General features: G+C 54.7%; 35 protein-coding genes. 28 read left to right on the top strand and 7 right to left on the bottom strand.

What is annotated here, in order from left to right; all coding sequences use genetic code 11:
- The first annotated feature begins 46 nt into the window (after positions 1 to 46).
- The 28 genes from SH573x_RS05980 to rpmG all read left to right on the top strand — a co-directional run bounded on the left by SH573x_RS05980 (position 47) and on the right by rpmG (position 16,529).
- Complete coding sequence (locus SH573x_RS05980) at positions 47 to 388, top strand: hypothetical protein (RefSeq protein ID WP_479353418.1); 342 nt, start codon at positions 47 to 49, stop codon at positions 386 to 388.
- Between the two features lie 493 nt (positions 389 to 881).
- Positions 882 to 1,211 (top strand): 30S ribosomal protein S10, encoded by a 330-nt coding sequence (rpsJ, locus tag SH573x_RS05985; RefSeq protein ID WP_479353419.1) that lies wholly within the window; start codon positions 882 to 884, stop codon positions 1,209 to 1,211.
- 294 nt (positions 1,212 to 1,505) lie between these two features.
- Positions 1,506 to 2,162, top strand: coding sequence for a 50S ribosomal protein L3 (gene rplC / locus SH573x_RS05990; RefSeq protein ID WP_479353420.1), 657 nt, complete (start codon positions 1,506 to 1,508; stop codon positions 2,160 to 2,162).
- A gap of 78 nt (positions 2,163 to 2,240) precedes the next feature.
- Positions 2,241 to 2,888: a 50S ribosomal protein L4 gene (gene rplD / locus SH573x_RS05995; protein WP_479356659.1), complete on the top strand. Its 648-nt coding sequence runs from the start codon at positions 2,241 to 2,243 to the stop codon at positions 2,886 to 2,888.
- A gap of 11 nt (positions 2,889 to 2,899) precedes the next feature.
- On the top strand, positions 2,900 to 3,217 hold the full coding sequence (gene rplW / locus SH573x_RS06000; protein ID WP_479353421.1) for a 50S ribosomal protein L23: 318 nt from the start codon (positions 2,900 to 2,902) through the stop codon (positions 3,215 to 3,217).
- 112 nt (positions 3,218 to 3,329) lie between these two features.
- On the top strand, positions 3,330 to 4,187 hold the full coding sequence (gene rplB / locus SH573x_RS06005; protein WP_479353422.1) for a 50S ribosomal protein L2: 858 nt from the start codon (positions 3,330 to 3,332) through the stop codon (positions 4,185 to 4,187).
- Positions 4,188 to 4,317: 130 nt separating this feature from the next.
- Positions 4,318 to 4,590: a 30S ribosomal protein S19 gene (gene rpsS / locus SH573x_RS06010; RefSeq protein WP_479353423.1), complete on the top strand. Its 273-nt coding sequence runs from the start codon at positions 4,318 to 4,320 to the stop codon at positions 4,588 to 4,590.
- A 106-nt stretch (positions 4,591 to 4,696) separates the two neighbouring features.
- Positions 4,697 to 5,056 carry a 50S ribosomal protein L22 gene (gene rplV / locus SH573x_RS06015; protein WP_479353424.1) on the top strand — a complete coding sequence of 120 codons (360 nt, stop codon included), beginning with the start codon at positions 4,697 to 4,699 and terminating at the stop codon, positions 5,054 to 5,056.
- Positions 5,057 to 5,071: 15 nt separating this feature from the next.
- Entirely contained in the window at positions 5,072 to 5,788 is a 717-nt protein-coding gene (gene rpsC, locus SH573x_RS06020; RefSeq protein WP_479353425.1) for a 30S ribosomal protein S3, read from the top strand.
- Positions 5,736 to 6,143 carry a 50S ribosomal protein L16 gene (gene rplP, locus SH573x_RS06025; protein WP_479353426.1) on the top strand — a complete coding sequence of 136 codons (408 nt, stop codon included), beginning with the start codon at positions 5,736 to 5,738 and terminating at the stop codon, positions 6,141 to 6,143. Before rpsC ends, rplP begins: the two co-directional genes overlap by 53 nt.
- A 104-nt stretch (positions 6,144 to 6,247) precedes the next feature.
- Complete coding sequence (rpmC, locus tag SH573x_RS06030; protein ID WP_479353427.1) at positions 6,248 to 6,445, top strand: 50S ribosomal protein L29; 198 nt, start codon at positions 6,248 to 6,250, stop codon at positions 6,443 to 6,445.
- Between the two features lie 74 nt (positions 6,446 to 6,519).
- Complete coding sequence (rpsQ, locus tag SH573x_RS06035; protein WP_479353428.1) at positions 6,520 to 6,852, top strand: 30S ribosomal protein S17; 333 nt, start codon at positions 6,520 to 6,522, stop codon at positions 6,850 to 6,852.
- 100 nt (positions 6,853 to 6,952) lie between these two features.
- Positions 6,953 to 7,321 (top strand): 50S ribosomal protein L14, encoded by a 369-nt coding sequence (rplN, locus tag SH573x_RS06040; RefSeq protein ID WP_479353429.1) that lies wholly within the window; start codon positions 6,953 to 6,955, stop codon positions 7,319 to 7,321.
- 2 nt (positions 7,322 to 7,323) lie between these two features.
- Complete coding sequence (gene rplX / locus SH573x_RS06045) at positions 7,324 to 7,671, top strand: 50S ribosomal protein L24 (RefSeq protein ID WP_479353430.1); 348 nt, start codon at positions 7,324 to 7,326, stop codon at positions 7,669 to 7,671.
- A 180-nt stretch (positions 7,672 to 7,851) separates the two neighbouring features.
- Positions 7,852 to 8,421: a 50S ribosomal protein L5 gene (gene rplE, locus SH573x_RS06050; protein WP_479353431.1), complete on the top strand. Its 570-nt coding sequence runs from the start codon at positions 7,852 to 7,854 to the stop codon at positions 8,419 to 8,421.
- Between the two features lie 102 nt (positions 8,422 to 8,523).
- On the top strand, positions 8,524 to 8,709 hold the full coding sequence (locus SH573x_RS06055) for a type Z 30S ribosomal protein S14 (RefSeq protein WP_479353432.1): 186 nt from the start codon (positions 8,524 to 8,526) through the stop codon (positions 8,707 to 8,709).
- 23 nt (positions 8,710 to 8,732) lie between these two features.
- Positions 8,733 to 9,134 carry a 30S ribosomal protein S8 gene (rpsH, locus tag SH573x_RS06060; protein ID WP_479353433.1) on the top strand — a complete coding sequence of 134 codons (402 nt, stop codon included), beginning with the start codon at positions 8,733 to 8,735 and terminating at the stop codon, positions 9,132 to 9,134.
- A gap of 16 nt (positions 9,135 to 9,150) precedes the next feature.
- On the top strand, positions 9,151 to 9,693 hold the full coding sequence (rplF, locus tag SH573x_RS06065) for a 50S ribosomal protein L6 (RefSeq protein WP_479353434.1): 543 nt from the start codon (positions 9,151 to 9,153) through the stop codon (positions 9,691 to 9,693).
- 79 nt (positions 9,694 to 9,772) lie between these two features.
- Positions 9,773 to 10,141 (top strand): 50S ribosomal protein L18, encoded by a 369-nt coding sequence (gene rplR, locus SH573x_RS06070; protein ID WP_479353435.1) that lies wholly within the window; start codon positions 9,773 to 9,775, stop codon positions 10,139 to 10,141.
- 48 nt (positions 10,142 to 10,189) lie between these two features.
- Positions 10,190 to 10,702: a 30S ribosomal protein S5 gene (gene rpsE, locus SH573x_RS06075; protein ID WP_479353436.1), complete on the top strand. Its 513-nt coding sequence runs from the start codon at positions 10,190 to 10,192 to the stop codon at positions 10,700 to 10,702.
- Positions 10,699 to 11,193 (top strand): 50S ribosomal protein L15, encoded by a 495-nt coding sequence (rplO, locus tag SH573x_RS06080; RefSeq protein ID WP_479353437.1) that lies wholly within the window; start codon positions 10,699 to 10,701, stop codon positions 11,191 to 11,193. The genes rpsE and rplO overlap by 4 nt, the downstream gene beginning before the upstream one ends.
- A gap of 81 nt (positions 11,194 to 11,274) precedes the next feature.
- Complete coding sequence (gene secY, locus SH573x_RS06085; protein WP_479353438.1) at positions 11,275 to 12,648, top strand: preprotein translocase subunit SecY; 1,374 nt, start codon at positions 11,275 to 11,277, stop codon at positions 12,646 to 12,648.
- An 81-nt stretch (positions 12,649 to 12,729) separates the two neighbouring features.
- Complete coding sequence (locus SH573x_RS06090) at positions 12,730 to 13,302, top strand: adenylate kinase (protein ID WP_479353439.1); 573 nt, start codon at positions 12,730 to 12,732, stop codon at positions 13,300 to 13,302.
- 329 nt (positions 13,303 to 13,631) lie between these two features.
- A complete protein-coding gene (gene rpsM, locus SH573x_RS06095) occupies positions 13,632 to 14,015 on the top strand; it encodes a 30S ribosomal protein S13 (RefSeq protein WP_479353440.1) in 384 nt (127 codons plus the stop codon).
- Between the two features lie 114 nt (positions 14,016 to 14,129).
- The gene (rpsK, locus tag SH573x_RS06100; RefSeq protein ID WP_479353441.1) at positions 14,130 to 14,510 is read left to right on the top strand and encodes a 30S ribosomal protein S11; all 381 of its coding nucleotides are present in this window, start codon (positions 14,130 to 14,132) and stop codon (positions 14,508 to 14,510) included.
- Between the two features lie 77 nt (positions 14,511 to 14,587).
- Positions 14,588 to 15,580, top strand: a complete 993-nt coding sequence (locus tag SH573x_RS06105; protein WP_479353442.1) for a DNA-directed RNA polymerase subunit alpha — start codon at positions 14,588 to 14,590, stop codon at positions 15,578 to 15,580.
- A 152-nt stretch (positions 15,581 to 15,732) separates the two neighbouring features.
- Complete coding sequence (locus SH573x_RS06110) at positions 15,733 to 16,326, top strand: bL17 family ribosomal protein (protein ID WP_479353443.1); 594 nt, start codon at positions 15,733 to 15,735, stop codon at positions 16,324 to 16,326.
- A 41-nt stretch (positions 16,327 to 16,367) separates the two neighbouring features.
- A complete protein-coding gene (gene rpmG, locus SH573x_RS06115; protein ID WP_479353444.1) occupies positions 16,368 to 16,529 on the top strand; it encodes a 50S ribosomal protein L33 in 162 nt (53 codons plus the stop codon).
- A 1,006-nt stretch (positions 16,530 to 17,535) separates the two neighbouring features.
- On the opposite strand, the gene SH573x_RS06120 is transcribed toward rpmG, so the two are convergent.
- From SH573x_RS06120 to SH573x_RS06150, 7 genes are all read right to left on the bottom strand, one after another.
- Positions 17,536 to 17,859, bottom strand: coding sequence for a hypothetical protein (locus tag SH573x_RS06120; RefSeq protein ID WP_479353445.1), 324 nt, complete (start codon positions 17,857 to 17,859; stop codon positions 17,536 to 17,538).
- A gap of 109 nt (positions 17,860 to 17,968) precedes the next feature.
- Entirely contained in the window at positions 17,969 to 18,322 is a 354-nt protein-coding gene (locus SH573x_RS06125) for a hypothetical protein (RefSeq protein WP_479353446.1), read from the bottom strand.
- Between the two features lie 200 nt (positions 18,323 to 18,522).
- Positions 18,523 to 19,914: an AMP-binding protein gene (locus SH573x_RS06130; protein WP_479353447.1), complete on the bottom strand. Its 1,392-nt coding sequence runs from the start codon at positions 19,912 to 19,914 to the stop codon at positions 18,523 to 18,525.
- Between the two features lie 4 nt (positions 19,915 to 19,918).
- Positions 19,919 to 20,485, bottom strand: a complete 567-nt coding sequence (locus tag SH573x_RS06135; protein ID WP_479353448.1) for a hypothetical protein — start codon at positions 20,483 to 20,485, stop codon at positions 19,919 to 19,921.
- A 90-nt stretch (positions 20,486 to 20,575) separates the two neighbouring features.
- Positions 20,576 to 22,342, bottom strand: a complete 1,767-nt coding sequence (locus SH573x_RS06140) for a vWA domain-containing protein (protein WP_479353449.1) — start codon at positions 22,340 to 22,342, stop codon at positions 20,576 to 20,578.
- Between the two features lie 17 nt (positions 22,343 to 22,359).
- Complete coding sequence (locus SH573x_RS06145) at positions 22,360 to 23,442, bottom strand: hypothetical protein (RefSeq protein WP_479353450.1); 1,083 nt, start codon at positions 23,440 to 23,442, stop codon at positions 22,360 to 22,362.
- Between the two features lie 123 nt (positions 23,443 to 23,565).
- Entirely contained in the window at positions 23,566 to 25,146 is a 1,581-nt protein-coding gene (locus SH573x_RS06150; protein ID WP_479353451.1) for an AAA family ATPase, read from the bottom strand.
- Between the last annotated feature and the right edge of the window lie 129 nt (positions 25,147 to 25,275).

Here is a 25,275-nt window from a genome sequence, read left to right on the forward strand (position 1 = left end):
CAGAAAAGCTTGTGGACTTTAGGCCAGTCGGCTTACAATGGCTGGCATGTCCACCACGCAATCGCCTTTTCAGAAGCCGCAAAACCGCCTGACCTTTGGGATGGACTGGGTGTTGTTGGTCATGTTGGTGGCGGCGACTGCGGCGGCTTTGTTGGGATACGCGATGTTTCTGCCGTCGGTCACTGGCGAGCTGAACGCTTGGCTGGGCCGCACCGTAGACGTGGGCGAGGCCGGTCAGAACCGCAAAGCCCAAATCGTGTTCCTGGTCGCCTGCTATTCAGCGCCGCTCGTGCTCAGCGTTGTGGCCCGGGGCATCTACTTGGTTGCCCAGCTTCTCATTCGACCACCGCGAATCGACCAAAGCGAAGACGAATTCCGCATGGAATAAAGGTGTCACCTCCCCCGCGTCGCGGGGGAGGTCGCAGACGAGGCGTTCAGCCTTCGTCTGCGGGAGGGGGCACAGCGGTAGGCAAGACTCCCGCGGTACTAACCACCTGCACTTCCCCGACCCCTCCCGAATCTTGCACGGCTCGATTCGACCTCCCCAAGGCGAAGAGCCTTGGGAAGGTGACACCTTGGAGTGCTGCGGCGCAGCCGTAGCTTTGATGTCCTAATCAAACTGTGCCGCAGCCTGCACGAACCGGATGATTCGGGCGTCCAGGGTGACTCAGGCTGCGTTTCGAGACTTCGCTTACATCAAAGCGGTGCCAGATGGCACCGCACTCCAAGGGGGCTTCAAAAATTCTTCGGTCCCACTTTCTTTTTTGGCGTTGACGGTTGGTCGGGCGCAACTTAAACTCGCTCGCTTCCAATTCGCCTGTCGGCTTATTGGTATTGGTAGTTATTGCCGATACGAACAGTCTCATCAAAAGGGCTAACCTGTGTCCGGTGGATCGCACGAAGTAATACGAATCCGTATGGAAGCCTACGACCATTCTGTGCTTGATCAAAGCGCGGCGGAAATCGTGGAAACCGCCAAGCGGACGCATTCGGAAGTGCACGGGCCGATACCCTTGCCAACGCGCATCGAACGATACACGGTTCTTTCGGGACCGCACATCGATAAGAAGGCGCGTCAGCAATTTGAGATTCGTACTCACAAGCGCTTGATTGACATCAAGCAGGCAACTGCCCGCACGATCGAAGCTCTCAATAAATTGAGTCTTCCGGCCGGTGTGGACATCAAGATCAAGGCAACTGCTGGCCGCTAGTCGGTCTGGAGTTGGTGTGTCGCTCGCCTTGGGGTGGGTGGTGCAAGTCTGGTGAGGGTGGCGGGCTCGCATTGGAGTTCGGTCGCCGCAGTGTGTTGTGGTTGGTTGTTGGCGGCTATTTGGAAAAGTTTATGAAACGGAGGCATTCAAGGTAACGGTAGCCTGTGGTGCGAGTCTTTGGCTCGTTTGGGAGTTTGGTCTCCTGCTGCAGATATAGTTGCTAGTCCTTGAGTGCAAGCGTATCGACGGGAAATGAGAGCAATGGCAAAGGGTATACTCGGCCGTAAGGTCGGCATGACGCAGATTTTCCAGGAAGATGGCACCGCCGTATCGGTGACTGTCCTTGAGGTTGGTCCTTGTCGTGTATTGCAGTTGCGAACTGTCGATCGCGATGGTTATGAAGCGGTACAGCTAGGATTTCTTGACAAGCCTCGGCGACTCTCTAGTCGCAGTGAGCGCGGGCATGTGGCTTCCATCGGAAGCGTGCGAGCTAAGCGATTGGCTCAGGCTGGTGTGGCTCCTGTTCAGAAGCCTGATTGTGAGCCCCAGCGATTTGTGCGCGAGTTGCGTGGTCCGGTCGAAGGCGTTGAAGTTGGCGCCACGGTCAAGGTGGATGTGCTCGACGGCGTGAAGGCTGTTGATGTGACGGGCATTACCAAGGGTTGTGGTTATGCCGGTACGATGAAGCGGCACAATTTCAAAGGTCAGCGTGCGACTCACGGTGTTAAGAAGGTGCATCGCCATCCTGGTGGTACGAGCATGAACACCTATCCCGGTCGTACTTTCCGTGGCAAGAAGATGGCTGGTCGATATGGCAATGATAAGATGACTGCCCGCAACTTGCAGGTAGCTCGGGTCGATGTGGAAAATAATCTCGTGTTAGTGCATGGTTCAGTGCCTGGTCCAACCGGCGGCTATGTAGTAGTGCGTGAAACGAACAAAGTTGGTTAAGGCTGTGCCTGGCGAGCGTGTCGGGTTGTGGTTTGGCTGTCCCTCGCTTACGCGTCGGGTTGTGATTGGAACAAGATGATGGTTACTCTTCCTGTTTATGATCGTAGTGGTGCCGAGGTCGGTAAAGTTGATATCGATCCGGCGGCTATAGCGCCCAAGATCAGCAAGCAGCTGTTGCATGATGCTGTGGTGATGTACCAGGCAAATTTGCGTCAGGGCAGCAAGAAGACTAAGGGTCGCGGCGAAGTGTCGGGCTCTACCAAAAAGATGTATCGGCAAAAAGGTACCGGTAATGCGCGTATGGGTTCCAAGCGAGCTCCGCAGCGCCGTGGTGGTGGTCATGCGATGCAGTTGCGTCCGCGATCCTACTATTATCGGATGCCTAAGAAAGCGATTCGTGCAGCTACTCGCATGGCGATAGCGACGCGATTGATCGGTGGTCAAGTGGTGGTTGTTGACAAGCTCGATATGGCTGCTCCTAAGACCAAGGAGCTGGCCACGGTGCTCAAGGCGTTGGGGCTGGCTGGCCAGACGACGCTGGTGGCAACTGCTGCTCATGCACCCAATGTGTATATGAGTGGTCGCAATATTCCTGGGTTGACGGTCAGTCCGGTGTCGGATCTGAATGCCCTGGTCTTGCTTAAGCCTCGTCGCGTGCTCCTGACTAAGGATGCTGTCGAGGCGATCAAGACGACCATGGAAACCAAGACAATTACAGCGGCTTAGTGAGAATTGAAATGAGTCAAGAAGCCAGTGCTCCTGTCAGCGGCGTGCAGCTCGAATCGCATCAAGTGATCCTGCGTCCGTTGGTGACTGAAAAAGGTGTGCATCGCGCCACCAGGCACAATGCCTATGCGTTTGAGGTTCATCCGCAAGCTAACAAGCTGGATGTGCGTCGCGCGGTGGAAGAGTTGTTCAATGTAAAGGTTGTGGACGTGCGAACTCAGAATCGTCTGGGTAAGACTCGTCGCTTCCGTAATCGACAAGGCGTCACGCGCACTTGGAAGAAGGCGATCGTCAAGCTCGGGGCTGATCATCGTATTGACTTCTTCTAAGGAAGTAGTCGGTTGCGGGTCCTTAAGTGGACAAGCGTAAGTTTGGAATAGCAGTTTGGTGCACGCTGGGAAATGGCTGACAAGCCAAGGCGTGATTTTAAGGTTACAAGCGATGGGTATTCGACAGTACCGACCAACTTCGCCAGGGCGTCGCAATGCGTCGGTTAGCGATTTTGCGGAGCTGACACCTGGTGCCAAGCCTGTCAAGGCTTTGCTGGTTCGCCAAAAGAAAAAGGGTGGCCGCAATAACCAAGGCAAGATCACTGCGCGGCATCGTGGTGGTGGTCACAAGCAACAGTATCGCATTATTGACTTCAAGCGTGATAAAGACGGTATTCCGGCCAAGATCGATTCGATTCAGTACGATCCGATTCGTTCCAGCCGCATTGCCCTGTTGGTGTACGCTGACGGTGAGAAGCGGTATGTGATTGCGGCTGATGGTCAAAAGGCTGGCGATACAGTAGAGAATGGTCCGGATGCGACGCCGAAAGTTGGCAACTGCATGCCGCTGAAGAATATTCCGCCGGCGACGCAAGTGTTCTGCATTGAGTTGCAGCCCGGTCGTGGTGGTGTGTTGTGCCGTGGTGCAGGTACGCTAGCGACGTTGATGGCTCGCGAAGCTGATTGGGCTCAGTTGGCTTTGCCAAGCGGTGAAATTCGCCGTGTGCCAGGTAACTGTCGAGCTACCATCGGTCGAACCAGCAATCCTGATCATAGTGCAGTGGTAATTGGTAAAGCTGGACGTAATCGCTGGAAAGGCATTCGGCCTTATGTCCGCGGTACGGCTATGAACCCGATCGATCACCCGCACGGTGGTGGTGAAGGTCGGACCAAGGGTGGTCGCCATCCGGTCAGTCCGCAAGGCAAGTCGGCCAAGGGTGGAGGAACTCGTCGTCCTCGCAAGCCAGGCAACAGTTCGATCATTCGTCGCCGCAAGTCGCGTCGTTATGGTCAACTGAAGCTGCGATAGGATTTTAAGTAACTGAGACCCGTGCGTGGTTTCAGTCGGTAGTGGTGGCAGGCTGCTAAAGCGGGCCATTGCGTTAGATGTAAGACAACAACAGGCTAGAAGCCTATTCCACACACAGGTTGGAAGCCCTATGGGTCGTTCATCGAGAAAAGGTCCGTTTGTTGATCCGAAGTTGTACACCAAGGTGGTCAAGGTCCAGGAAGCTGGATCTGGCGCGGCCATCACCACTTGGGCTCGTCGTTGTACGATTGTGCCTGAGTTTGTGGGTGTGACCTTCATGGTTCATAACGGCAAGCAGCATACAAAGGTCTTTGTGACTGAAGACATGGTGGGTCATAAGCTGGGTGAGTTCGCTCCGACCCGCACCTTCCGTAGTCATGGTGGCAAGGGCGGCAAGAAGTAGCGTGCGGCCAAAGTGGTGTGGTATGCAGTTCGGCTGTTTACCGTGCGACTGCCGATTGCAGACAGTTTGACAAGAACAAAATTCGTACTTGGAGAGAGGACGCATTATGGCGTTCCGAGCAACACATAAATACGCACGCATCAGCGCCCGGAAAGTTCGGCCGCTGGCCGACCTGGTCCGCGGTAAGTTTGCGGATGAGGCTCTGGATATTTTGAAATACCAGCCTCATCGCGGCGCACGCATGCTTGAAAAGGTATTGCAAAGCGCTGTTGGTAACGCTCAAGATCCCGATCAGAACAAGGGTCAGCGCACCACGCCAGCTGAAGAGCTAGTAGTGGCTGATGCTCGAATTGATGGTGGTCCGATGTTCAAGCGAATTCGTCCACGTGCACGCGGTATGGCTTACGGCATTTTGCGGCGCACCGCGCATATCACGGTTGTGCTCAAGTCGCTGGCAGAAATGTAAGAGCAGGATATCCATATGGGACAGAAAGTTAATCCAGTAGGCTTTCGCACCGGTGTGGTCATCGGCTGGAAGAGTCGCTGGTACGCATCCAAGCAAGAGTTTGCGGATCTGTTGGTCGAAGACCATAAGATTCGGAACTTCATTAAGAATCACCCCAAAAAGGGTCAGCAGTATCGTAGTGCGGGGATCGATCGCATCGAAATCGAGCGAACGCGTGATGAAGTCCGCGTGATGCTCTTCGTGGCTCGACCTGGCTACATCATCGGTAAGAAGGGTCAGGATGTCGAAGCTCTACAAGAAGAGCTGCAATCGCTGATCGGACGCCGAGTGAATTTGAAGATTGAAGAAGTATCGCGTCCGGAAATTATGGCGCAGCTGGTGGCTGAGGATATTGCTCAGCAACTTGCCAAGCGAGCTAACTTCCGCCGCACGATGAAGCGGGCCATCGAAACGACGATGGACGCAGGGGCCAAGGGTATCAAGGTGCAGCTGGCAGGTCGACTCGGGGGAGCTGAAATGGCTCGCCGTGAAAAAGCCAACGCCGGTTCGCTACCGCTGAGTACGCTGCAGGCCAAGATCGATTATGGTTTTGCCGAAGCGTCAACACCGCAAGGCAATATTGGGGTTCAAGTCTGGGTAAATCAAGGTTCTTACGCGGGAGACTCGAGCGATGGCGCTGATGCCCAAGCGGGTCAAGCATCGAAAAAGCCAAAGAGGTCGTATAAAAGGTAATGCGACTCGAGGAAACAAAGTCGTCTTTGGCGACTTTGGCCTGCAGGCCACCCAAGGCGGGTGGATCAAAGCCAGGACGATCGAGGCAGGACGTATCGCAGCGCAACAATATGTTCGCGGTGAAGGACGACTGTACATTCGCATTTTTCCGAGCAAGCCGATTTCATCCAAGCCCCTCGAAACTCGAATGGGTAAGGGTAAAGGCGAGCCGGAGCATTGGGTAGCGGTGATTAAGCCCGGTACCGTGCTGTACGAACTTGCTGGTGTGACCGAACAACAAGCCAAGGTTTGCTTTGCACGTCTGGCTGCCAAAATGCCGATCCCGGTACGCTTGTGCCGTCGTCGGCCAGCGTAGTCACCAGCACAGGCCGTAAGGTTTAAGTGATAGCAAGGTGAAGCTCGTTTAACCCGTAGCCGCAGGCGAGGGACGAGTTGCACACAAAGGCACGAGCGAAAACGATGAAAGCATCCGAACTACGAGAAATGAGTGACGAACAGCTGGAGCTGACCGCCAAAGAAGCGGCTACCCAACTGTTCCGCATGCGAGTCCAGTCTCAGACCGAGAAACTGGACGCGCCCAGCGAGCTGCGACGCAATCGCCGCTTGATCGCCCAAGTGCGTACGCTGCAAACTCAGCGTGCCAAGGGTAAAAAGTAAGTCAGACTCCGAGTCAGGCTCCAGGTATCAGACTTCAGGCTTCAGTTAGAACGAAGAATTAGTAGGCTAGTTGTATGGCAGCGCGAATACTGATTGGTGTGGTCACCGGCGACAAGTGCGCCAAGACGCGACGAGTGGAAATTAACCGCTTGGTCAAACATACCAAGTACGGCAAGTATGTGCGTCGACGCACCGTTTGCCACGTGCACGACGAGAACAATGAATCGGCCGTCGGTGACACGGTCGAGATCCAGGAAAGTCGTCCGCTGAGCGCCCTGAAGCGTTGGAAGCTGGTACGCATCGTCGAGAAGAGCAAGGAAGTCGATATGGCTGCCCTGCGATCGGCTCGACGAGCAGTTGGTGGTGAAGAAATCAATCAAACCTTGGAAGAGCTCCAAGGCGAGTAAGAGTGTCTCCTTTCGCTCCGCGAAAGGAAACGAGAGACAGTTAGCAACAGTTAGCAACAGTTAGTAATTCCCGATCATTCGTTTGCGAAATCGATAAGCCATGATCCAACAGGAAACCCGATTGGCCGTAGCCGACAACACCGGTGCACGCGAAGTGATGTGTATCAAGGTGCTGGGCGGGTCGCGCCGACGTTACGCCGGACTGGGCGATATTATTATCTGCTCGGTCAAGAGCGTGATCGCTGGCAGTGAAATCAAGAAGAAGTCGGTGGTACGAGCCGTCGTAGTTCGCACCAAGCAACCCACCCGTCGCATCGATGGCAGTTACATCCGCTTCGATAGCAACGCAGTTGTGTTGATCGACAAGGACTCCAATCCACGTGGCACGCGTATCTTCGGTGCGGTGGCTCGCGAATTGCGAGATCGCAACTTCATGAAGATCGTCAGCCTGGCCAGTGAGGTGGTCTAGAAATGCATATCCGAGTTGATGACGAAGTTATTGTTACTGCCGGTGCCAACAAAGGCCGCCGCGGTAAGGTGCTGAAGGTTGACCATGAAGGCCAGCGCGTGCTGGTCGAAGGTATCAATCGAGTTTACAAGCACGTCAAGAAAAGCGGCAAGAACCCACAAGGTGGCCGGCTCTCCAAAGAGTCCGCGATCCCGATGGCCAACGTCGCCCTGATCGACCCCAAGAGCCAAAAGCCTACCCGCGTCGGTGTACGCTACCTGGCCGACGGCAGCAAAGAACGCTTCGCCAAAAAGAGTGGCGCCAGCCTCGGGACGCTCTCACCAGCCAATCCCAAATACGCCAAAAAGTAATTGTGGCATAGGCTTCCAGCCTGTGCGAAAAGACAGAATGTGGCATAGGCTTCCAGCCTGTGTAAGAAAAATAGAATGTGGCATAGGCTTCCAGCCTGTGTAAGAAAAATAGAGTTCACCCGCTTCGAACGGTGATCACGCGAAAGTCAGATCACTCACGAAGACCAGGACAGTAGAGTTATGAGCATTCCACGACTGAGAGAACGCTACGAAACCGAGATCCGGCCAGCTTTGGCGCAGGAACTGGGAATTGCCAATCCGATGGCCCTGCCCCGCGTGACCAAGATTGTGGTCAACATGGGTGTGGGATCGGCCGTAGCTGACAAAAAGAATCTTGAGATCGCTGTCGATGCTATGACGGACATCACAGGCCAGAAGCCGGTGATTACGTTATCGAAGCATTCGATTGCTGGTTTCCGTTTGCGTGAAGGCATGCCGATCGGTTGCAAAGTGACTCTGCGGCGTCAGCGCATGTATGAGTTCCTGGACCGCGTGATCAGCATTGTACTGCCTCGAGTTCGCGACTTTCGCGGGATCAGCCGTACGGCTTTTGACGGCCATGGCAATTACAGCCTGGGCTTGTCCGAGAGCCTGGTGTTCCCGGAGCTGAACCCGGACAAGTACACCAAGCCGCAAGGCATGAACATTACGATCTGCACGTCGGCTGCCACCAACGAGCAGGCTTTCCTGCTGTTGGAAATGATGGGCATGCCTTTCCGTGCGGCTCGCAAACCCAAGACCGCAAGCTAAAAGGTTTTCAAGTTTCGAATCGTAGGATTTGAAGTTTGAAATCACTGATTGAAATTTAATTCGTAGTTCCCAAGACACAACCATCAGCGGGGAAACCAGCCCGTGGCGAGCAAAAGCAAAATAGCTAAAGCCAAAAGAACTCCCAAGTTCTCATCGCGGCGAGAGAATCGCTGCAAGCTGTGCGGGCGTCCCCGCGCGGTGTATCGTAAGTTCGGCATCTGCCGTATCTGCTTCCGCAAGTTGGCAGATCAAGGTTTGATTCCGGGTGTTCGTAAGGCTAGCTGGTAAGAGTAAAGAGGATACAGAACACCATGATGACTGATCCTATCGCCGACATGCTAACACGCATTCGCAACGCTGTACGCGTGGAACGACGTTACGTCGAAGTTCCACTCTCGCAGCTTAAACGAGGCGTGGCTGAAGTGCTGAAGCGCGAAGGCTATATTTGGGACTTCGAAGAACATCAAGTCGAAGGTCAACCAGCCAAGTCGTTGCGCATCGAACTGAAGTACGGCCCCAATGGCGAACGCGTCATTCAAGAGATCAAGCGCGTCAGCAAACCTGGCAGACGTGTATATTCCAAGAGCCGCGATTTGCGTCCCGTGCTCAACGGCCTCGGCATTTGCATAATTAGCACCAGCCGTGGCGTTTTCAGCGATCGCGAAGCCCGTCAGCATAAGCTGGGTGGCGAAGTCCTGTGCGAAATTTGCTAAGAGGTAGGCCCTAACCGTGTCACGAATTGGAAAGAAACCGGTTGATGTGCTCGACGGCGTTAAAGTCAACGTCGCCGATGGCGCAGTTAACGTGGAAGGCCCCAAAGGCAAGCTCCAGTGGCAGCTCCATCCCGAGATCAGCATCAGCGTTGACGATGGCGGCAAGAAGCTGAGCGTGGCTCGTCGCGACGACGAACGCACCAGTCGAGCTTTGCACGGCCTGACCCGCGCGGTGATCAACAACATGATCTTCGGCGTCAAGAACGGCTACGAAAAACGCTTGGAAGTCCAAGGCGTCGGTTACGTCTGCTCGATCAAGGACAAAAAGCTGAACCTTCGCGTGGGTTTCGCTAATGAACTGAAGCAGGACATTCCCGAAGGCCTGGATGTGTCCTGCCCCGATCAAACACACATCGTGATCAAGGGGTGCGATAAACAACTGGTTGGCCAGTTTGCAGCTCAAATTCGATCACTCCGCAAGCCCGAGCCCTACAAGGGTAAAGGTATTCGATACCAAGGTGAAGTTGTCAAACTCAAACCTGGTAAGTCCGCAACTTAATAGGCGGCCAGTGGATTTCCACCGCTGCCGTTTTCCAACGTTCAATTTTCTGATCTTACTTATCAGATCCTAGTGCACCATGAAACTCAAGAAGATCATCAACACTCAGCGTCAGCGTCGTACCTGGCGTGTTCGCAAAGCCGTGCGTGGCACCGCCGAGCGACCGCGTTTGTGTGTGCAACGTACGCTCAAGCATGTGGCTTGTCAGTTGATTGACGACGAAGCTGGCAAAACGCTGGTTTCAGCCAGCAGCCGCGATAAAAGCATTCGCGGACAGCTCAAGTCGGGTGACAACTGCGACGCAGCTACGGCCATCGGCAAACTAGTGGCTGAAAAGGCTGTGGCCGCTGGAATTACCAAAGCTTGCTTCGACCGCGGTGCTTGCAAGTACCATGGTCGCGTGGCCGCTTTGGCCAACGCTGCTCGTGAAGGCGGCCTGCAGTTCTAATGAAATAAGGCCTCCAGGCCAATTCAGATACGATAACGGGAGTAGGTTGTGGCAAACAATGTAGACTACGGACAAGGCGGCGGATCCCAAGGTGGAGAAGGCTCGGTCGAGCGCGTATTGAAGATCAAACGCTGCGCCGCCGTGGTCAAAGGTGGTCGTCGCTTCAGCTTTGCAGCTTTGGTGGTCGTGGGTGACGGCAAAGGCAGTTGCGGCTTTGGCTATGGCAAAGCCAACGAAGTTCCGCCCAGCGTTACCAAAGCGCAAAAACAAGCCAATCGGGATAACCTGACCGTACCAGTGGTCAACGGCTCGATCCCGCATCAAGTCATCGGTCGTTACGGCGCTGCTAAAGTTATCTTGCTGCCAGCCAGCCCCGGTACCGGTATCATCGCTGGTCCCGCCGTGCGGGCTGTGTGTGAAGCAGCCGGTATCAAAGACATTCTGACCAAAAGCTTCCGCTCCAATAACCCATCGGTTCTGGTCAAAGCCACGTTCAACGCTCTGAAGAAACTTCGCACGCGTGAAGATGTCGAGCGACTGCGAGGAGTTTCCCTGTCATGAACATTAGTGAAGTCAACGAAGGTATAACCAAGAATCGCTTGCGTCGCCGCTTGGGCCGAGGCTCCGGTAGCGGTCAAGGCAAAACGGCCGGTCGTGGTCACAACGGTCATAAGTCGCGTTCTGGTTACTCACGCCATCCCACGTTCCAAGGTGGTGACCTGCCACTGGTACGCCGGATCCCCAAACGTGGATTCAACAACAAGTTCGCGCTGAACGTCGTGTCGATCAACTTGGGACAAGTGGCCCAAGTATTCGATGCGGGTGACGAGATCAATCCCAAGACTCTGCAAGAGCGCGGTGTGATCAAGCGACGATTCGATGAGATCAAGATTCTGGGCGACGGTGAAGTCACCAAGCCTTTGAAGATCTCTGCTCATCGCTTCAGCCAATCGGCTTTGGAGAAGTTGAAAGCTGCCGGTGGAACTGCTACCGTAATCAAAGCCCGACGCACTCCCAAACAGCGCGTTGCCGAGCTAGCTGCCAAGAAATAAACGCGTAGTACAGTGCACCTCGATCGAGCCGCTCGCATCTGACTCTGCGAGGGCTCCTGACCCCGAAACGGAGTTATCCCCATGTGGGAAAAGCTGCGAATTGTTTTCACAATTCCTGAGCTCAGGCAGAAGATTCTGCTGACGTTGTTGCTGCTAGCCGTGTACCGCGTCGGCTATCAAATCCGTTTGCCAATGGTTCCGAGCAGCTTCGATCAGAATAGCCAACTGAGCGGCTTTCTGGACAAAGTCTCGGTGTTTGCGGCAACTGACCTGCGCCAAATTACGATCTTCGGCTTGGGCATCATGCCCTATATTTCAGCCTCGATCGTTTTCCAGCTGCTGGGCAGCGTCTGGAAGCCCATCGAAAACTTGCGCAAAGAAGGCCAAACGGGCATGCGCAAGATCAATGAATACACGCGTTACTTGACGGTGTTCTTGTGCATCCTGCAAAGCTGGATTTACCTGCGCACCTACATCATGGGTAGTGGCGGGCCAAATTCCTGGGTCTCAGAAGACTTCTTTGGACTGACCTCGACCCAGTTGCACTTCGGGTGGCAGGTCACGGCCATCGCCATCATGACTTGCGGCACCATGTTCTTGATGTGGTTGGGCGAGCAGATCGACGAATACGGGATCGGCAACGGTATTAGCTTGCTCATCATGGCTAGCATTCTGGCTCAGATGCCCAAAGCCTTCCTGGATCTGAAGGAAGACATGACCTACCAACTCAGCGGTTCCTCGGGACAGATCGGTCCTGATACGCTGATCGTGATGGCCTGCTTGTTCGTAGCAGTTGTGTTCGGCGTGGTGTTCATCACGTTGGGGCAGCGACGCATTCCCACGCAGAGTGCCAAACATGTTCGCGGTCGCCGCGTCTATGGCGGCACCAAGCAGTACTTGCCGCTCCGCATCAATCAAGCGGGTGTGATGCCGATCATTTTCGCCAGCAGCTTGATCATGCTGCCAGGTCTGTTGTTCACGGTGATGGCCAGCGGCTTCAGTGGCGAGACTGCCCTCAGTCGATCGTTTGCCAACTTCTTCAATATGATGGGCAACAATCTTTCGAGCGGTCAGTCGTACACCTATATCGTGCTGTACGTCATCCTCATCTTCTTCTTCTGTTACTTCTGGACTTCGATTACCTTCAACCCGAAGGAAATGTCGGAGAACCTGCGTGATCACGGTACGTTTATTCCTGGGTATCGTCCGGGCAAGCGTACAGCTGATTACCTGGAGAAGGTTATGTTGCGCATCACGTACGTGGGTGCGGCATTTTTGTCCTTAGTAGCCATTGTGCCCATCTTGGTCAATCAACAGCTGGTAAACTCCTTCGCAGTAGCCAATTTCTACGGTGGTACCGGACTGTTGATCGCTGTTAGCGTTGCGTTCGATTTGATTCAAAAGATCGACAACCACTTACTGATGAGGAATTACCGCGGCTTGCTGGAGTCGTAGGTTGCCAGGAGGCAGATTGGCAGCGTTTACTGGTCCGGTTGAGGGTCAAACCGGACCGTTCCTTTCCCAAGGGTCATTGCCATGCGGATAGTCTTCATCGGGCCGCCTGGCGTGGGCAAGGGCACCCAGTGTAAACGTTTAACCGAATATTTGCGGATTCCTCACCTCTCAACCGGTGAGATGCTGCGCGAAGTCAAGCGTCAAGACACGGCTCTGTCGCGTTGGGTTTCTTCCTACGTCGATGCGGGCAAGTTGGCGCCGGATCATTTGGTCATGCGCATCGTCGCCCAACGACTGTCCAATTCTGATTGCGAAGCGGGCTGCCTATTCGATGGTTTTCCACGAACGCTCGTCCAAGCTCAGCTGCTCGACGAACACTTTACGAAAGTCGGCCGCCAGTTGGATTTGGTGATCGACCTGAAGGCCGAAGACGAAGAGCTGGTGGGCAGGTTGTTGAAACGAGCTCAACTGGAAAACCGCGCCGACGATACGTATGAGACGATTCGCGCGCGATTGAACGTGTTCAACACTCAGACCGCACCGCTGCTGGAGTATTATTCGCGCCGCGGATTGTTGGCTTCGATCGACGGCATGCAGTCACCGGATACGGTCTTTGAGAACATCAAGGCCGTCGTCGACCAAGGCCGCCACTAAGCCGAGGGCATCAGCCCCGGTTGCGCTTAACCACGCTCAACGAGCGGCAGTAGCCCCGAGTTGCATTTAGTCAACGAAGTTAACCGGGATTGGTTCCTGATCTAACGACATTCGTCGAGGCTTGTGGGGTAAATGCGGTTGTTTTTGGGGTGACTTGGAAAACGTTTACCTTTCGCGGAGCGAAAGGAGACAATTACGGCTTGCGGATTTTAAATTCGTCGGGCTATACTATCTCGCTTCCGAATCGAGAAAGTGCAATTATTGCGCCGGGTAGAATGAAGTAAGTTCTTATCAATTCAGTAGTTAAGTAGTTTGCAGGAGTTCGTCGCGTGCCGCGTTTACTTGGTGTGGATATCCCCAACGAAAAGAAAGTGGCCATTTCGCTCACGTATTTGTACGGTGTCGGCAGTTTTGTCGCCCGTCAGGTATGTGTTAGGACGAACATTGACCCCGACAAAGCTGCTCGTGAGTTGACCGAAGACGAGTTGAGTCGTTTGGCGACGATGCTCGAGCGTGACTACACGGTCGAAGGCCCGTTGCGTCGTCAGATTGGTCAGAACATTCACCGCCTGCGTGAAATTAAGTGTTATCGTGGCATGCGCCACCGTTTGAACCTGCCGGTTCGCGGGCAACGCACGCGTACCAATGCTCGCACCCGCAAAGGTCCTCGTAAGACAGTTGCCGGTAAGAAGGGCGTTAAAGACTTGCGCTAATCCGCGCTGGTTGGATTGGCGGCCGCTGGCTGCTGATCCATTACAGAGCTCGGGTTGGCTTGGAATACATTTGTCATCTAACGTTGTTCGTATCAGATATTGAGGTCCAGGACTGTGGCAAAGGCCAAACGTCGTAAGCAGCGTCGAAATGTAACGGTGGCGATTGCCCACATTCGCGCCACCTTCAACAACACCACGGTGACGATAACCGACACCAAGGGTGATACGTTGTGTTGGGCGAGTGCTGGCACTTGTGGTTTCAAGGGTTCTCGCAAGAGCACTCCGTTCGCCGGCCAGGTCGCCGCTCAGCAAGCCGCTGAGAAGGCTGCCAAGTTTGGTGTGCGCGAGATCGATGTCCGCGTCAAGGGACCGGGCTCGGGACGCGAAAGCGCGATCACTGCTCTGCAGACCGCTGGTATGTCGGTCAAGCAGATCGAAGACGTCACGCCAATTCCGCACAACGGTTGCCGACCTCGCAAGCGCCGCCGCGTCTAATCGACCGCCGCATGCAGTACGTACAACTTTTGCATTTCCTAACAGAGCACAATTTTCCAGTACGAGGCTAACGACTAATGCACATCAAATGGCGCGGTTTGGAATTGCCAAGCGCAGTGCACGTTGACAAGAGCACGCTCTCAGGCACCTACGGCAAATTCGTGGCAGAGCCATTTGAACGTGGCTTTGGTACCACCATCGGCAACAGTCTGCGTCGCATCCTGCTTTCCAGTCTGGAAGGTAGTGCGATCACGCAAATCAAAGTTCGCGGCGCTCAGCACGAATTCACCACGATTCCCGGCATCCTCGAAGATGTCACCGATATCGTGTTGAACGTTAAAAGCCTGATCGTCAAGAATCACAGCGATTCAACGCGAGTGATCACTGTCGAACGCAACAAAGCCGGCATTATCTCCGGCGCTGATGTTGAAACCGATGGCGATGTCGAAGTGATCAACAAGCATCATGTGTTGGCTACGTTGACCGACGATGTGCCGTTTGTGATGGAAATGGTGGTTGAAAACGGTCGTGGCTATGTGCCCGCATCGGAACACACCGCTCGCGATCACGAAATCGGCATCATCTTCGTCGACGCCGTGTTCAGCCCCGTAACCCGTGTGCGCTACGAAGTTGAAGAAACTCGCGTTGGACAAAAGACCAACTACGACCGCTTGACGCTGGAGATTTGGACCGACGGTTCGATTGATCCTGAACTGGCTCTGACCGAGTCCGCCAAGATTTTGCGCAAGCACCTCAACCCGTTTGTGCAATACACCGAACTGGGCAAGCAAGTCCATGCGACCGCACGCGGCGGACCTGGTTCAGCCGAAGCCCAGTTAGAGGGCAAGCTGAACATGCTGGTCAGCGAACTGCGCCTGAGCGTTCGAGCTGGCAATTGTTTGGAGAGCGAAGGCATTCGCACGATTCGCGAACTGGTCCAACGCACCGAAGATCAACTGCTCGAGATTCGTAACTTCGGCGACACCACGCTCAACGAAGTGCGCGACAAGCTATCCACGCTGGGTTTGCACTTAGGAATGCGCTTGCCGTCGAGCCAAACATTCCGCTGAGAGGTGTAAGCAGTAAGCGGTAAGGTGTAAGCAGCAAGGTGTAAGCAATACACCTCGCAACAAATGCCTTATCCCATACGACAGACACCCGACTGCTTGCGACTTACACCTTAATCCTTACACCTTACACCTTAATCCTTACAGCTAAAATCATGCGTCACCGTCGACACGGAAGAGTCTTGGGCCGTGCCCCAAGTCACCGAAAAGCTCTGCTTCGCAACATGGTTTCCGCCCTGTTCTTGACCGAACGGCCTGATTCGGAGCTAGATATGAACAAGCCCAAGGTGAAGGGTCGTATTATCACGACCGTTGCCAAGGCTAAGGAAATTCGACCATTGGTCGAAAAGTGCGTTACGCTGGCCAAGCGAATTCGCGTCGCCGAGATTGCTTCAGCAGAGTTCGGCACCACAGCGGAACGCAATTCGTCGGAATGGAAAGCTTGGCGCGAGAGCGACAACTATGCCAAGTGGGTTGCGGCTCGTAGTCCCGTGGTCAATGGTCGTCGCAAGCTGTTTGCTACCTTGCGCGACAAGAAAGCGGTCGAAGTTGTGGTCGAGGTCATCGCCGATCGTTTCACCGATCGTCCAGGCGGTTACACGCGGATCCTAAAGTTGGCCAAGCCTCGCTTGGGTGACAATGGCCCACGAGCTATCCTCGAGTTCACCGGCAAGAACGATCGCACCCGCAAGAAAGCTGAGAAGCCCGACTTTGGTAGCCAACCTGCCGAACCAGTTGGCGCCGAATAGACCTGACAATCCACTCGCACTTCAAACGATAAAACTCAATCATGGCCAAGAAAAAGAAAAAAGAAGTCGTCTTTCTCGTCTGTGAAGAAACCGGCGATCACAACTACACGCTTCGCCGTCGAACCGGCGGTGAAAAGCTCAAGCTGAGCAAATTCTGCCCCCGCTTGCGCAAACACACCACGCACGTCGAGAAGAAGAAGTAACTCTGTAAGTCGATTACGCAGAGAGTCAAAAAATTAACACAGAGGTCGCGGAGTATCAAACTCCGCGACCTCTGTTCTTATAACTAAGCCGAGGGCCGTTAGGCCTGGTTACCAGGCTCTGCCTGGTAACCCACTGCCTTGCAGGCTCCGCCTGCGCCGCTCAAAAGCGGGCGACTTTAAAATCCGCATCTGGTCTGTCCCTCTATACATAGGTGACGCCAGCAAAAAGATCAGTGGTGTGTCCCCGCACTAACGCGCTCAAGAAGCGGGGGACAGACGTCAGGTGTGAGTGACTTGAGCTGGTCGGGCGGATCGGGTGGGGACAGACACCGGACGAGCACCGGTCTGTCCCCCTATACATAGGTGACGCTAGCAAAAAGATCAGTGGTGTGTCCCCGCGCTCACGCGCTCAAGACGCGGGGGATAGACGTCGGGCGTGAGTGACTTGAGCTGGTCGGGCGGATCGGCCTGGGGGACAGACACCGGACGAGCACCGGGTCTGTCCCTCGTACGTGTATGGGTGACGCTAGCAAAAAGATCAGTGGTGTGTCCCCGCACTAACGCGCTCAAGACGCGGGGGACAGACGTCGGGCGTGAGTGACTTGAGCTGGTCGGGCGGATCGGCTGGGGGACAGACACCGGACGAGCACCGGGTCTGCCCCTCGCACGTGTATAGGTGACGCCAGCAAAAAGATCAGTGGTGTGTCCCCGCGCTCACGCGCTCAAGACGCGGGGGACAGACGTCGGGCGTGAGTGACTTGAGCTGGTCGGGCGGATCGGCTGGGGGACAGACACCGGACGAGCACCGGGTCTGTCCCTCGCGCGTGTATGGATGACGCTAGCAAAAAGATCTGTGGTGAGCGGAACGAGCTGAAGACTACTTGCAATAATCTCGGTGCCCTACCATTTCGCCACGGTCATTTTTGCTAGCATTTGCCCCAGCAAACGAATATAAATTCGGACGATCGATCATCCGCGTTCGATAACCGAGGCTAACGCCTACGGTTTAGTTCGAATCCCGCCTGCGACTGAGGGCATAATCGCGAAGGTCTTGCGCCGTCGGTAAACGCTTTTGTGCGATCGCTTCTTGGATATACGCGTCCAACTCATATCTATCTAGTTCGAGATCAAGCCATTCACGTTGGTCATCGGTAATGAATAGGATATTGGCTGTCTTTTCAGATAACCATCTTTCCGCCTGGTCAAAAGTAGGTCGTCGTGGTGCCAGAGTGAAGCTGGGGGAAGGTTGCGAAGGACGCGCCGAGACCGTGATCAAGTGTTGTATTTGGTATCCCCACGGTAAACGCCGCTGCAACGATGTACGGTGCACCTCGAATTGTAATAAAACGAACGAACTCCGACTTCGAGCACTGCCAAACGGATGGCGTCGCATATCCAGATGGTAGGTGTTAAAGATAGCCGCCAATATTACCGTGGCGCTAAATAAGCCGGCCAGGCTGATGCGCAATTTCGATGGTGGCTGCGCGAGAAAGAGGATCGTCGAGCGTCGCGTCAATTCTCGCTTGGCCCAACAACAGAAAAGGCAGTCGCAGACTATCAATAGCCAGAAAGGAATATTTAATAGCGGGCTCTCGTAGTTGATGAGATACCAAGTTCCGGGCTCTGGCCAGCAGCAACACATCGGCCCAGAACAGAACGATAAACCACCCGATGGCTTCTTCGGCAATGCCGGTCGCGCGACGGTAGAGCTTGATGGCCACGATGATCGAGTACACTCCCACAATGAAATTCAGCTGGAGACGTCCATGCTGAAAAGTCAACACTGCGTCCACTACCGCCATTGTCCCGAACAGCCACAGTCGGCTAATGACTCAAAATAAGGACCATGGCAGGCGAGCAATGAGATTGACGTGTTGGGACGGCATGAAATAAAGGGGGTAGGTTTCATTTCCTGAATCGGAGTAGGGACGATTGCACGTAGTTCGTTTCCGGAGCGGAAATGAGACCTGCCCCTTGGTTTCAAAAACTGAGGCTAACTCACCGCTGACCAGTATTCGATCACCTTGTGCGTTTTGCCAGTAAGTTCTAGTTCGCTAAAGACCAGCGACGAAGGTCTTTCAAGCAACTCGGCCAGTTCCATGCGCAGAGCGTCATCGTCGACGTGCCCGCGATAAGCAAACTCGAAATGGTCGAGGGTAGGTTGATGCAAGCGATATTGCATCAAGGGATGTCGTCGCAGTAGACGCGTGACTTCCATGCTATGTACCACGCGCCCAGATTTCAATGGAAAATGAACTGGCAAACGACCTTCATAGTCCAGCAGGATAGTTCGTGATCCTTGTCGGCATATGGCTGCGAAGTCACCGGTGCGATAACGCAGCAGAGGCATCAGTGGGTTGCGGGCGCAAGTAACGGTGACTTCGCCGCGCCCGCCTGCGGGCAGTACTTGATCATGCTCGTCCAAAATCTCGACGTAAACATCGTGAGGCAAAACTATGTGGCCCTCGTCTGTCTTCATCGCCAGCAACCCAACTTCGGTCATGGCGATGATATCGATGATCGGGCAGCCATACCTAGACTGCAGGCTCTCGGACAGCTTTTCCGGCATGCGCATGATGCTCGACAGAATGGCTTGCGGCGCGCGATCGATACCCACTGTCAGCATCTGCTCAAAAGCGATCGGGTCACCTAACCAAATGGGTGCTTGCCAGTAGTTGATGAACTTGCTGCGATCATCCACTTTGCGCCAGGACGATGGATGCAAGTTTACTCGCAAGCAACCGGCTTCCTTCAGCCAGGCAACGACGATGGCCGTTGTAAACGCATCGCGGTAAGCGGCCACGTTGGTTATCGCCACCGATTCGGGCCCGCGCGAGAACTCTAGGCCCTGTTGCATGAGGGCGTGCTCCAGCAGCGGCACACCGCAGGCGGCCGTGGCTGGATGCGAAAGCATCTTGGTGGGATGCCCCGTCGTACCGCTGGTTGAAAAGACAATCAACTGGTCGATCGACTGGCTGTCGGGCACGAAATCCCAGACTCGCGGCGCCAGATCTTCGCGCGAACAACTTGGTAGCGACTCAAACGCGATGGAATTGCTCAAAGCCAAGCGCGAATGGCGGTCGCGATAGAAGGGCACCTCTGTCACGCAGAACTGGGCGAACTCATCTAACCAGTTGGGCTTGCCTGCGGGAGCGCCCGCACGCAGTTGCTGCGCGAACTGCTCAACGGAGTTTAGTCCCGCAGCATCCAGCTGTTCGCCATTGGGCCAATTCCAAAGCGGCGCGCTCGGATGTTGACGCATGGCATGCAAGAGTCGGCGACCAGCGGATGTAAGCAGCGGAAAGCGTTCGACTTCGCTAATTTCGGGGTAGTGAGTCTGCGCTGAGCCACCTGAGTCTTCTTCAACTTTGATGGACGTGTCCACGTGCTTATTCTCCGTAACGGCTGGCCGACTCTTGGGCTTTGGCACGGGCCATCGCTTCGCGAACTTCGCGGGCCCGTTTCTCGGCGGCCAGCGTGGCAGCGAGGATGCGTTTGCGTTCGACGGAATCGAGAGTATTGAATCGATCGGTAGCCTGCGCGAGCGTCTCTCCGGCTGGTCGCAGGTCCAAGGCCGATAGCGTCAGACGCACGAGTTCCTCGCGTCGATCTGGATCGCTGACTAAAAGAGCCGCCGGGATCATTTCGCTGAGTGCCACTAGCCGCGGATCGATCAACAGCTGGCGCATCTGCGGCACCAACTCGTGTCGCGCTAGAAACCACGGATCGTTGAGTAGCCAAACGACAATGGCCGCCACGCTACACTGTTTCACGGAACGCTTCCGCCACGCATGAGCCAATTGCGTGGCATCATACTGTGGATCATGTTGCCGAAAATAATCGCACACCAGGGCCAGCGTCAGCTGGGGTGACTGCCCACAATGCTCGAACATGTCGGGCGGACACTGTGTCAGCCGATGCAATAACGTTTCAAGCGGTGGACCTGCGTGTTTCATGGTGCGATGTTTTATCAGTAGTGGAATGCGTCGAGCATTTCGAGCATATCAAACTCCCGAAAACCTTGACGGCTTCCGCTACGAGTTTCGTCAATATCCGAAAGCCTTGACGGCTTCCGCTACGTGGGCCCATTTCTGGCGACTGAACTGTCGAGCAAACTCTAGCAGCTCTTCCATGGAGTCTACCAAATGTACACCCCAGCCATCAGCGTGCATGCGTTCCAGTTCGCGGGCACCGTGGCTGCGATACGAAGTAGGGATCTGCAGCACGTAGGTAGCACCACCGCCACAGCGCTGGACGGCTTGTCGAGCGACATCCCAACCCAATTTCTCACTGCCTTGTTCATCCAGCATACGGAACATATCGCTGTCGCTAATGATTAGGACATGCACCGGTCGATCGCTACGAAATTCTTCGTTGAAGGTTTCGGACAAGCGATGGATACCAAAAGCATAACCAGTGCCTAGATAGTTGGTCATCAAGTTCAGCAGTGCACGTTCTTGACGAATAAAGCCGTCGGTCGAAATACTATTGCCTGGTTCGCCGCTGAGCACCACTTTGACACGCGCTCCCACGCGGAGCGCGGACAAGACCATGATCGCGCCGGCCAGGATGGGGTACGAAATGAAGTGGGCTGGATCGCGCATCGAGCCTGAGCAATCCACACCCAAATAGAGATCCAACGGCTGACGCTCCGGTGAAGTGCCTGGTGAATCGCCATACAGACGTTGGCGAGTCGTTATACCCGGAATGACTTCGGAGCCGCCAAGAAGTGTGGCCAGCCAATCGATCTGCTCGAGCGGTTCGGAGATCTCCCAGCCTTCGAGCCCTTCGGGCAGTGGATCACTAACCTGCTGCGTGGTCCGAGTTGGAAAGGGGATCAAATGCGGCAACGCACGCTCTTTGTAATATCGAGCAGTTATCTCGCGCAGGCTTAATTCGACCCCGGCCGCTTGCAGGATCTCGCTGTACTCGAATGGGCTGCGCCCGGTCTTGATTGTCTTGACGCCTGAATCTTGGCCCCGCACTCGGCCCTGGTTGCCGCCGCTGACATCGATTTCTCCCAAGCCCGATAGGATCGGATCTTCGGCCGGATGTAGAACTCCGTCTTGTTCGTCTTCCTCTTCTTCGCACAGCCCATTGGGAAAGCCACCGGCCCCGGCTTTCACGGCATCGCACCAATGTCGGCAGGCTTTTTCCGCGGCTTCTTTATCGCGCTCAACATAGGGAAAACACAGACAAGCAAAGCGACCGCCGCCGCCCATCCAATCGCGGGCATAACTACGCACCAGGCGTGCGCCCAGCTGTGCGTCTTGATTCAAGCGGGGTTCAATCGAGCCAATGGCCAGCGTCTGGGGCGGCAATCGCCACAACAACTCATAAATGCGCATGTACAGCAGCCACAACTGCGAATCGTTGGTGGTGCCCATCTGCTTGTACACACCGGCCATGTCGAGCTGGTCATGTCGAGCCAGGCGGTCGTTGATCAGCAAGTCCGAATATAGATTGCTGATCATCGGTGCGTACTGAGTAACTCCGGGCAAGCCCAATCGAATGCGCGACAGCAGTCGTGCGTTATCCGTCAGATCGGCTGGACACAGGACATGATGACCAATTTCATGCGCCAAGATCTCGCGACTGAAACCCTCGAGCCCCAGTTCGGCGATTTGACGCAAACTGATGACGACCGAATGATCGACCAGGCGAATCATGGCGAAGCTACCGGTCAGCCCCGCAGCTTTCTCCGCAGCCCGTGTCGTACACCATATCGGTTCATGCAGTTGCACAAACTGGCTCCATAAGCGCAAGGCCTCTGGCCAATCGGCTTGCCATTTGTCTTTCAACTCAGCATGCATGCGTCTACTGATACTTTCTATGTCGAAACTTGGCGATGTAACAGGTAGACGTGAAATGAGTTATCGAGCGTCAGAGCTAAAGTCTGACCATCTGTCGCGTGACTGCAGCAGGTCACTAAATAAGGGAACGGCTGTTCCATCTCATCCCAGTAAACCGTGCCTTCAATATCGATTGCAGGCGTGCGCGGTTTGGCCGCTTTGCCTTTCAGAGGTGCCTGGGGTGCTAACTGCAGAATACACCCGAATCGATCCACTTCGATTCGCCATACGGACGTTTGGTCCGTGACGTATAGTTGCTTTTCATGTTCAAAGACTTTCGGCAAATCACTAAAGCCACCACCCAGTCCGCGATAGTTGCCTACTCGACCCGCTTCGCAGATCGTCGCCGTCGCCTGCTCGTCATTGGCCTGCGTTGGCTCGTACCAGCGATTGCGTTTGAGCCGCTCGACGATGGCCGACCAGGCTTGATCGTCAAGCGTTTCCGCCAGTCCGATTGGCAATCCGAGTGCCGGCCCTGCGACCTTACGCGGTAGTTGCAACAAAGTTTCCAGAGCACTATGGCGCAGCAACGTTTGCCCTGCTCTCCAGGCAAGCACCTGTCCACATTGCAGAAGTTCCAAAACCGATTCGCACTGAGGCCCGACACACGCCAGTTCGTCCAGCCACTGCCGTGTGCGCACTGCGTATTTGGCGAGATTGATCAGCGCGTTACTCAGCGAGCCACTAACTCTTTCCGGCTCGCGGGCAACGAGATGGGCTAGTTTCGGCAGCACGCTTTCCCAAAGCTCGTTAAGCTCGAGCAGTCGCGATTCGGTTCCCCAGTAGCTGGCTCGAAAAAGTTCGAGCGATACCAGGTACAGTTCTTTGGTAACCAGCCGAGTGCGTTCAGGAAATTGCTGAGCCACTGCTGCCACAATGGGCTGCACACGCTGAATTAGATGCTCTTTAAACGCGGCCCCATCCAAGGCCGCTCCTTGCGCGCTGCAGAGTTTGAAACGTTGGTTCAGCTCCGAGCGATCCGCTTCCAAAGCAGCTATAAACGCAGCATCGGCAGCTATCTGCAAGTCGCGAGGGGATCGGTTATCTGCATCTACTGTCATATTAAATCTCGCCCAAACTATCGTAGCGGAATGCGTCAGGCATTTCGAAGTCTTTCGTAGCGGAATGCGTCAAGCATTTCGAAGGATCAACAACCGAAAGCCTTGACGGCTTCCGCTACGAGACTACGCCTTCCACTTCAGCCAGCGCAAGTAGTTAGTATAACGCTGGTGCAAGTACTTCAGTTTCAAAACGTCGTCGTACATATGTCCATAGAACTTGCGCGAGCCGCTCCAGGATTTGAGGATGCGTTCGATCTCGGTCAGTCGTTTACGAACTTCGCGTTGATCGACGCCTTCGAGGCCTTGATCAAACTGCTCGCTGAGTTGTCGGACTGGATCGTCTTGGTCTAACTGCAAACGATCGAATTCGGCGCAAGCCATATCGAACATGCGACGGATCCAACCGATCTTGTCGCTCCTGAGCGGCGCATTTCCGGGAGCCTCAAAGAACGGGCAGTCTGGGTCTTGCACGAGTTTATCATGCAGGACGAAGGGGATCACTTGCCGTACGTCTTCCATATCAACTTGTCGCGCGCCGCGGAAATACGCCATGGCTTTGATGAAGGTCAGGGTGGTCATCAAGGCTCGTACCGACATGCCGTTTTTGGTCTGTGCACCGATCTCTTTCAGCTTGTCCTTGCCAGTTTCGGCACCCGAGATTTGATGCCAATCGATACCGGCGAGTTTAACGGTGTCTTTGGTCTTGTATTCAAACTGAGTGGCCGCCGATTCAATATATTCAAACTGACTGGCAAAGAACTCGAGCCGACGCAGAATCGGCTTGGGAACTTCGACGGCGCGAATTTCGGCTTCCATGCGATTTAGTTCGGATTCGGTAAAGACAATCTGCGCTGGGACGATCTCTTCGGGCCTGACCCCGGATTCAATTCGTGACAAGAGATCGCCCAGGAACCGCGAGTTGAAGTGCAACGCCTTGACGACGATGTCGATCCGGTCGCGCAAGGCTTCGATGACTTGATACGTACCGCCGCCCGCATCGTCATTGGCCGTCAGATACCAGGCCGATGGCGGACATTCGAAAGTCTGATCAAATAATTCGGCGTAGTTATCTGCCATCAACGTTAGCAAGGCCGATTGAGTTCGCGTGGGAATGCGATTGTATTCATCGATGATTTTGACTCGCATGCCCAACCATCTGCGCCAAGCAATACCGATTTGATCGAGGCTTTGCGCTTTGACGATGTCGGCCGGCAGCGGACTACCGATCAGGTCAGCGATGGTCATCTGCGGTTGGCCCTTTTGGATGGCACGACGAACTTCGCGGATCGGGTAGCCGGCCAGAATGCCCATCAAGATAGCACTGGTGGTCTTGCCCCGCCCGGGGCCACCTACCAACAAACATTTGGCGCGGACAGAGAAGGTCAACAGCGGCAACAGAATGAAACTGCAGTAACTCTGGCCGCTGGGTAAGATCACCTGGTCGCGGTGGTCGCCCAATTCAAATATCTGCGAAGGTCCGTCTTGATATTCAATATCGTAGAACGGGCTGATCACCGCATGATTGACGATCCAAAAGTAAGCTTGACGCAGCTTTTCATCCAGCGGCAACTCTTGTTGCAGGGCATCGCTACTGATCGTAACCGGCCCGCGGTAGAGATCGGCTACATCAAAGTCGCGGGCCGCAGGAGCTGCTTGTGGATTGGTGGGTGCTTGCGAAACGCGTTGCAGGAATTGTTTGAACATCGTGTGCGTTTGGTTGTGTTGGTCTATGGTTTGGTGATGGTGTTAGTTGTAGGACACTCTGGATGGAAGACTATGACACACAGGCTGGAAGCCTATGCCACATGCACACAGGCTGGAAGCCTATGTCAC

This window comes from Rania fehmarnensis (assembly GCF_056494185.1).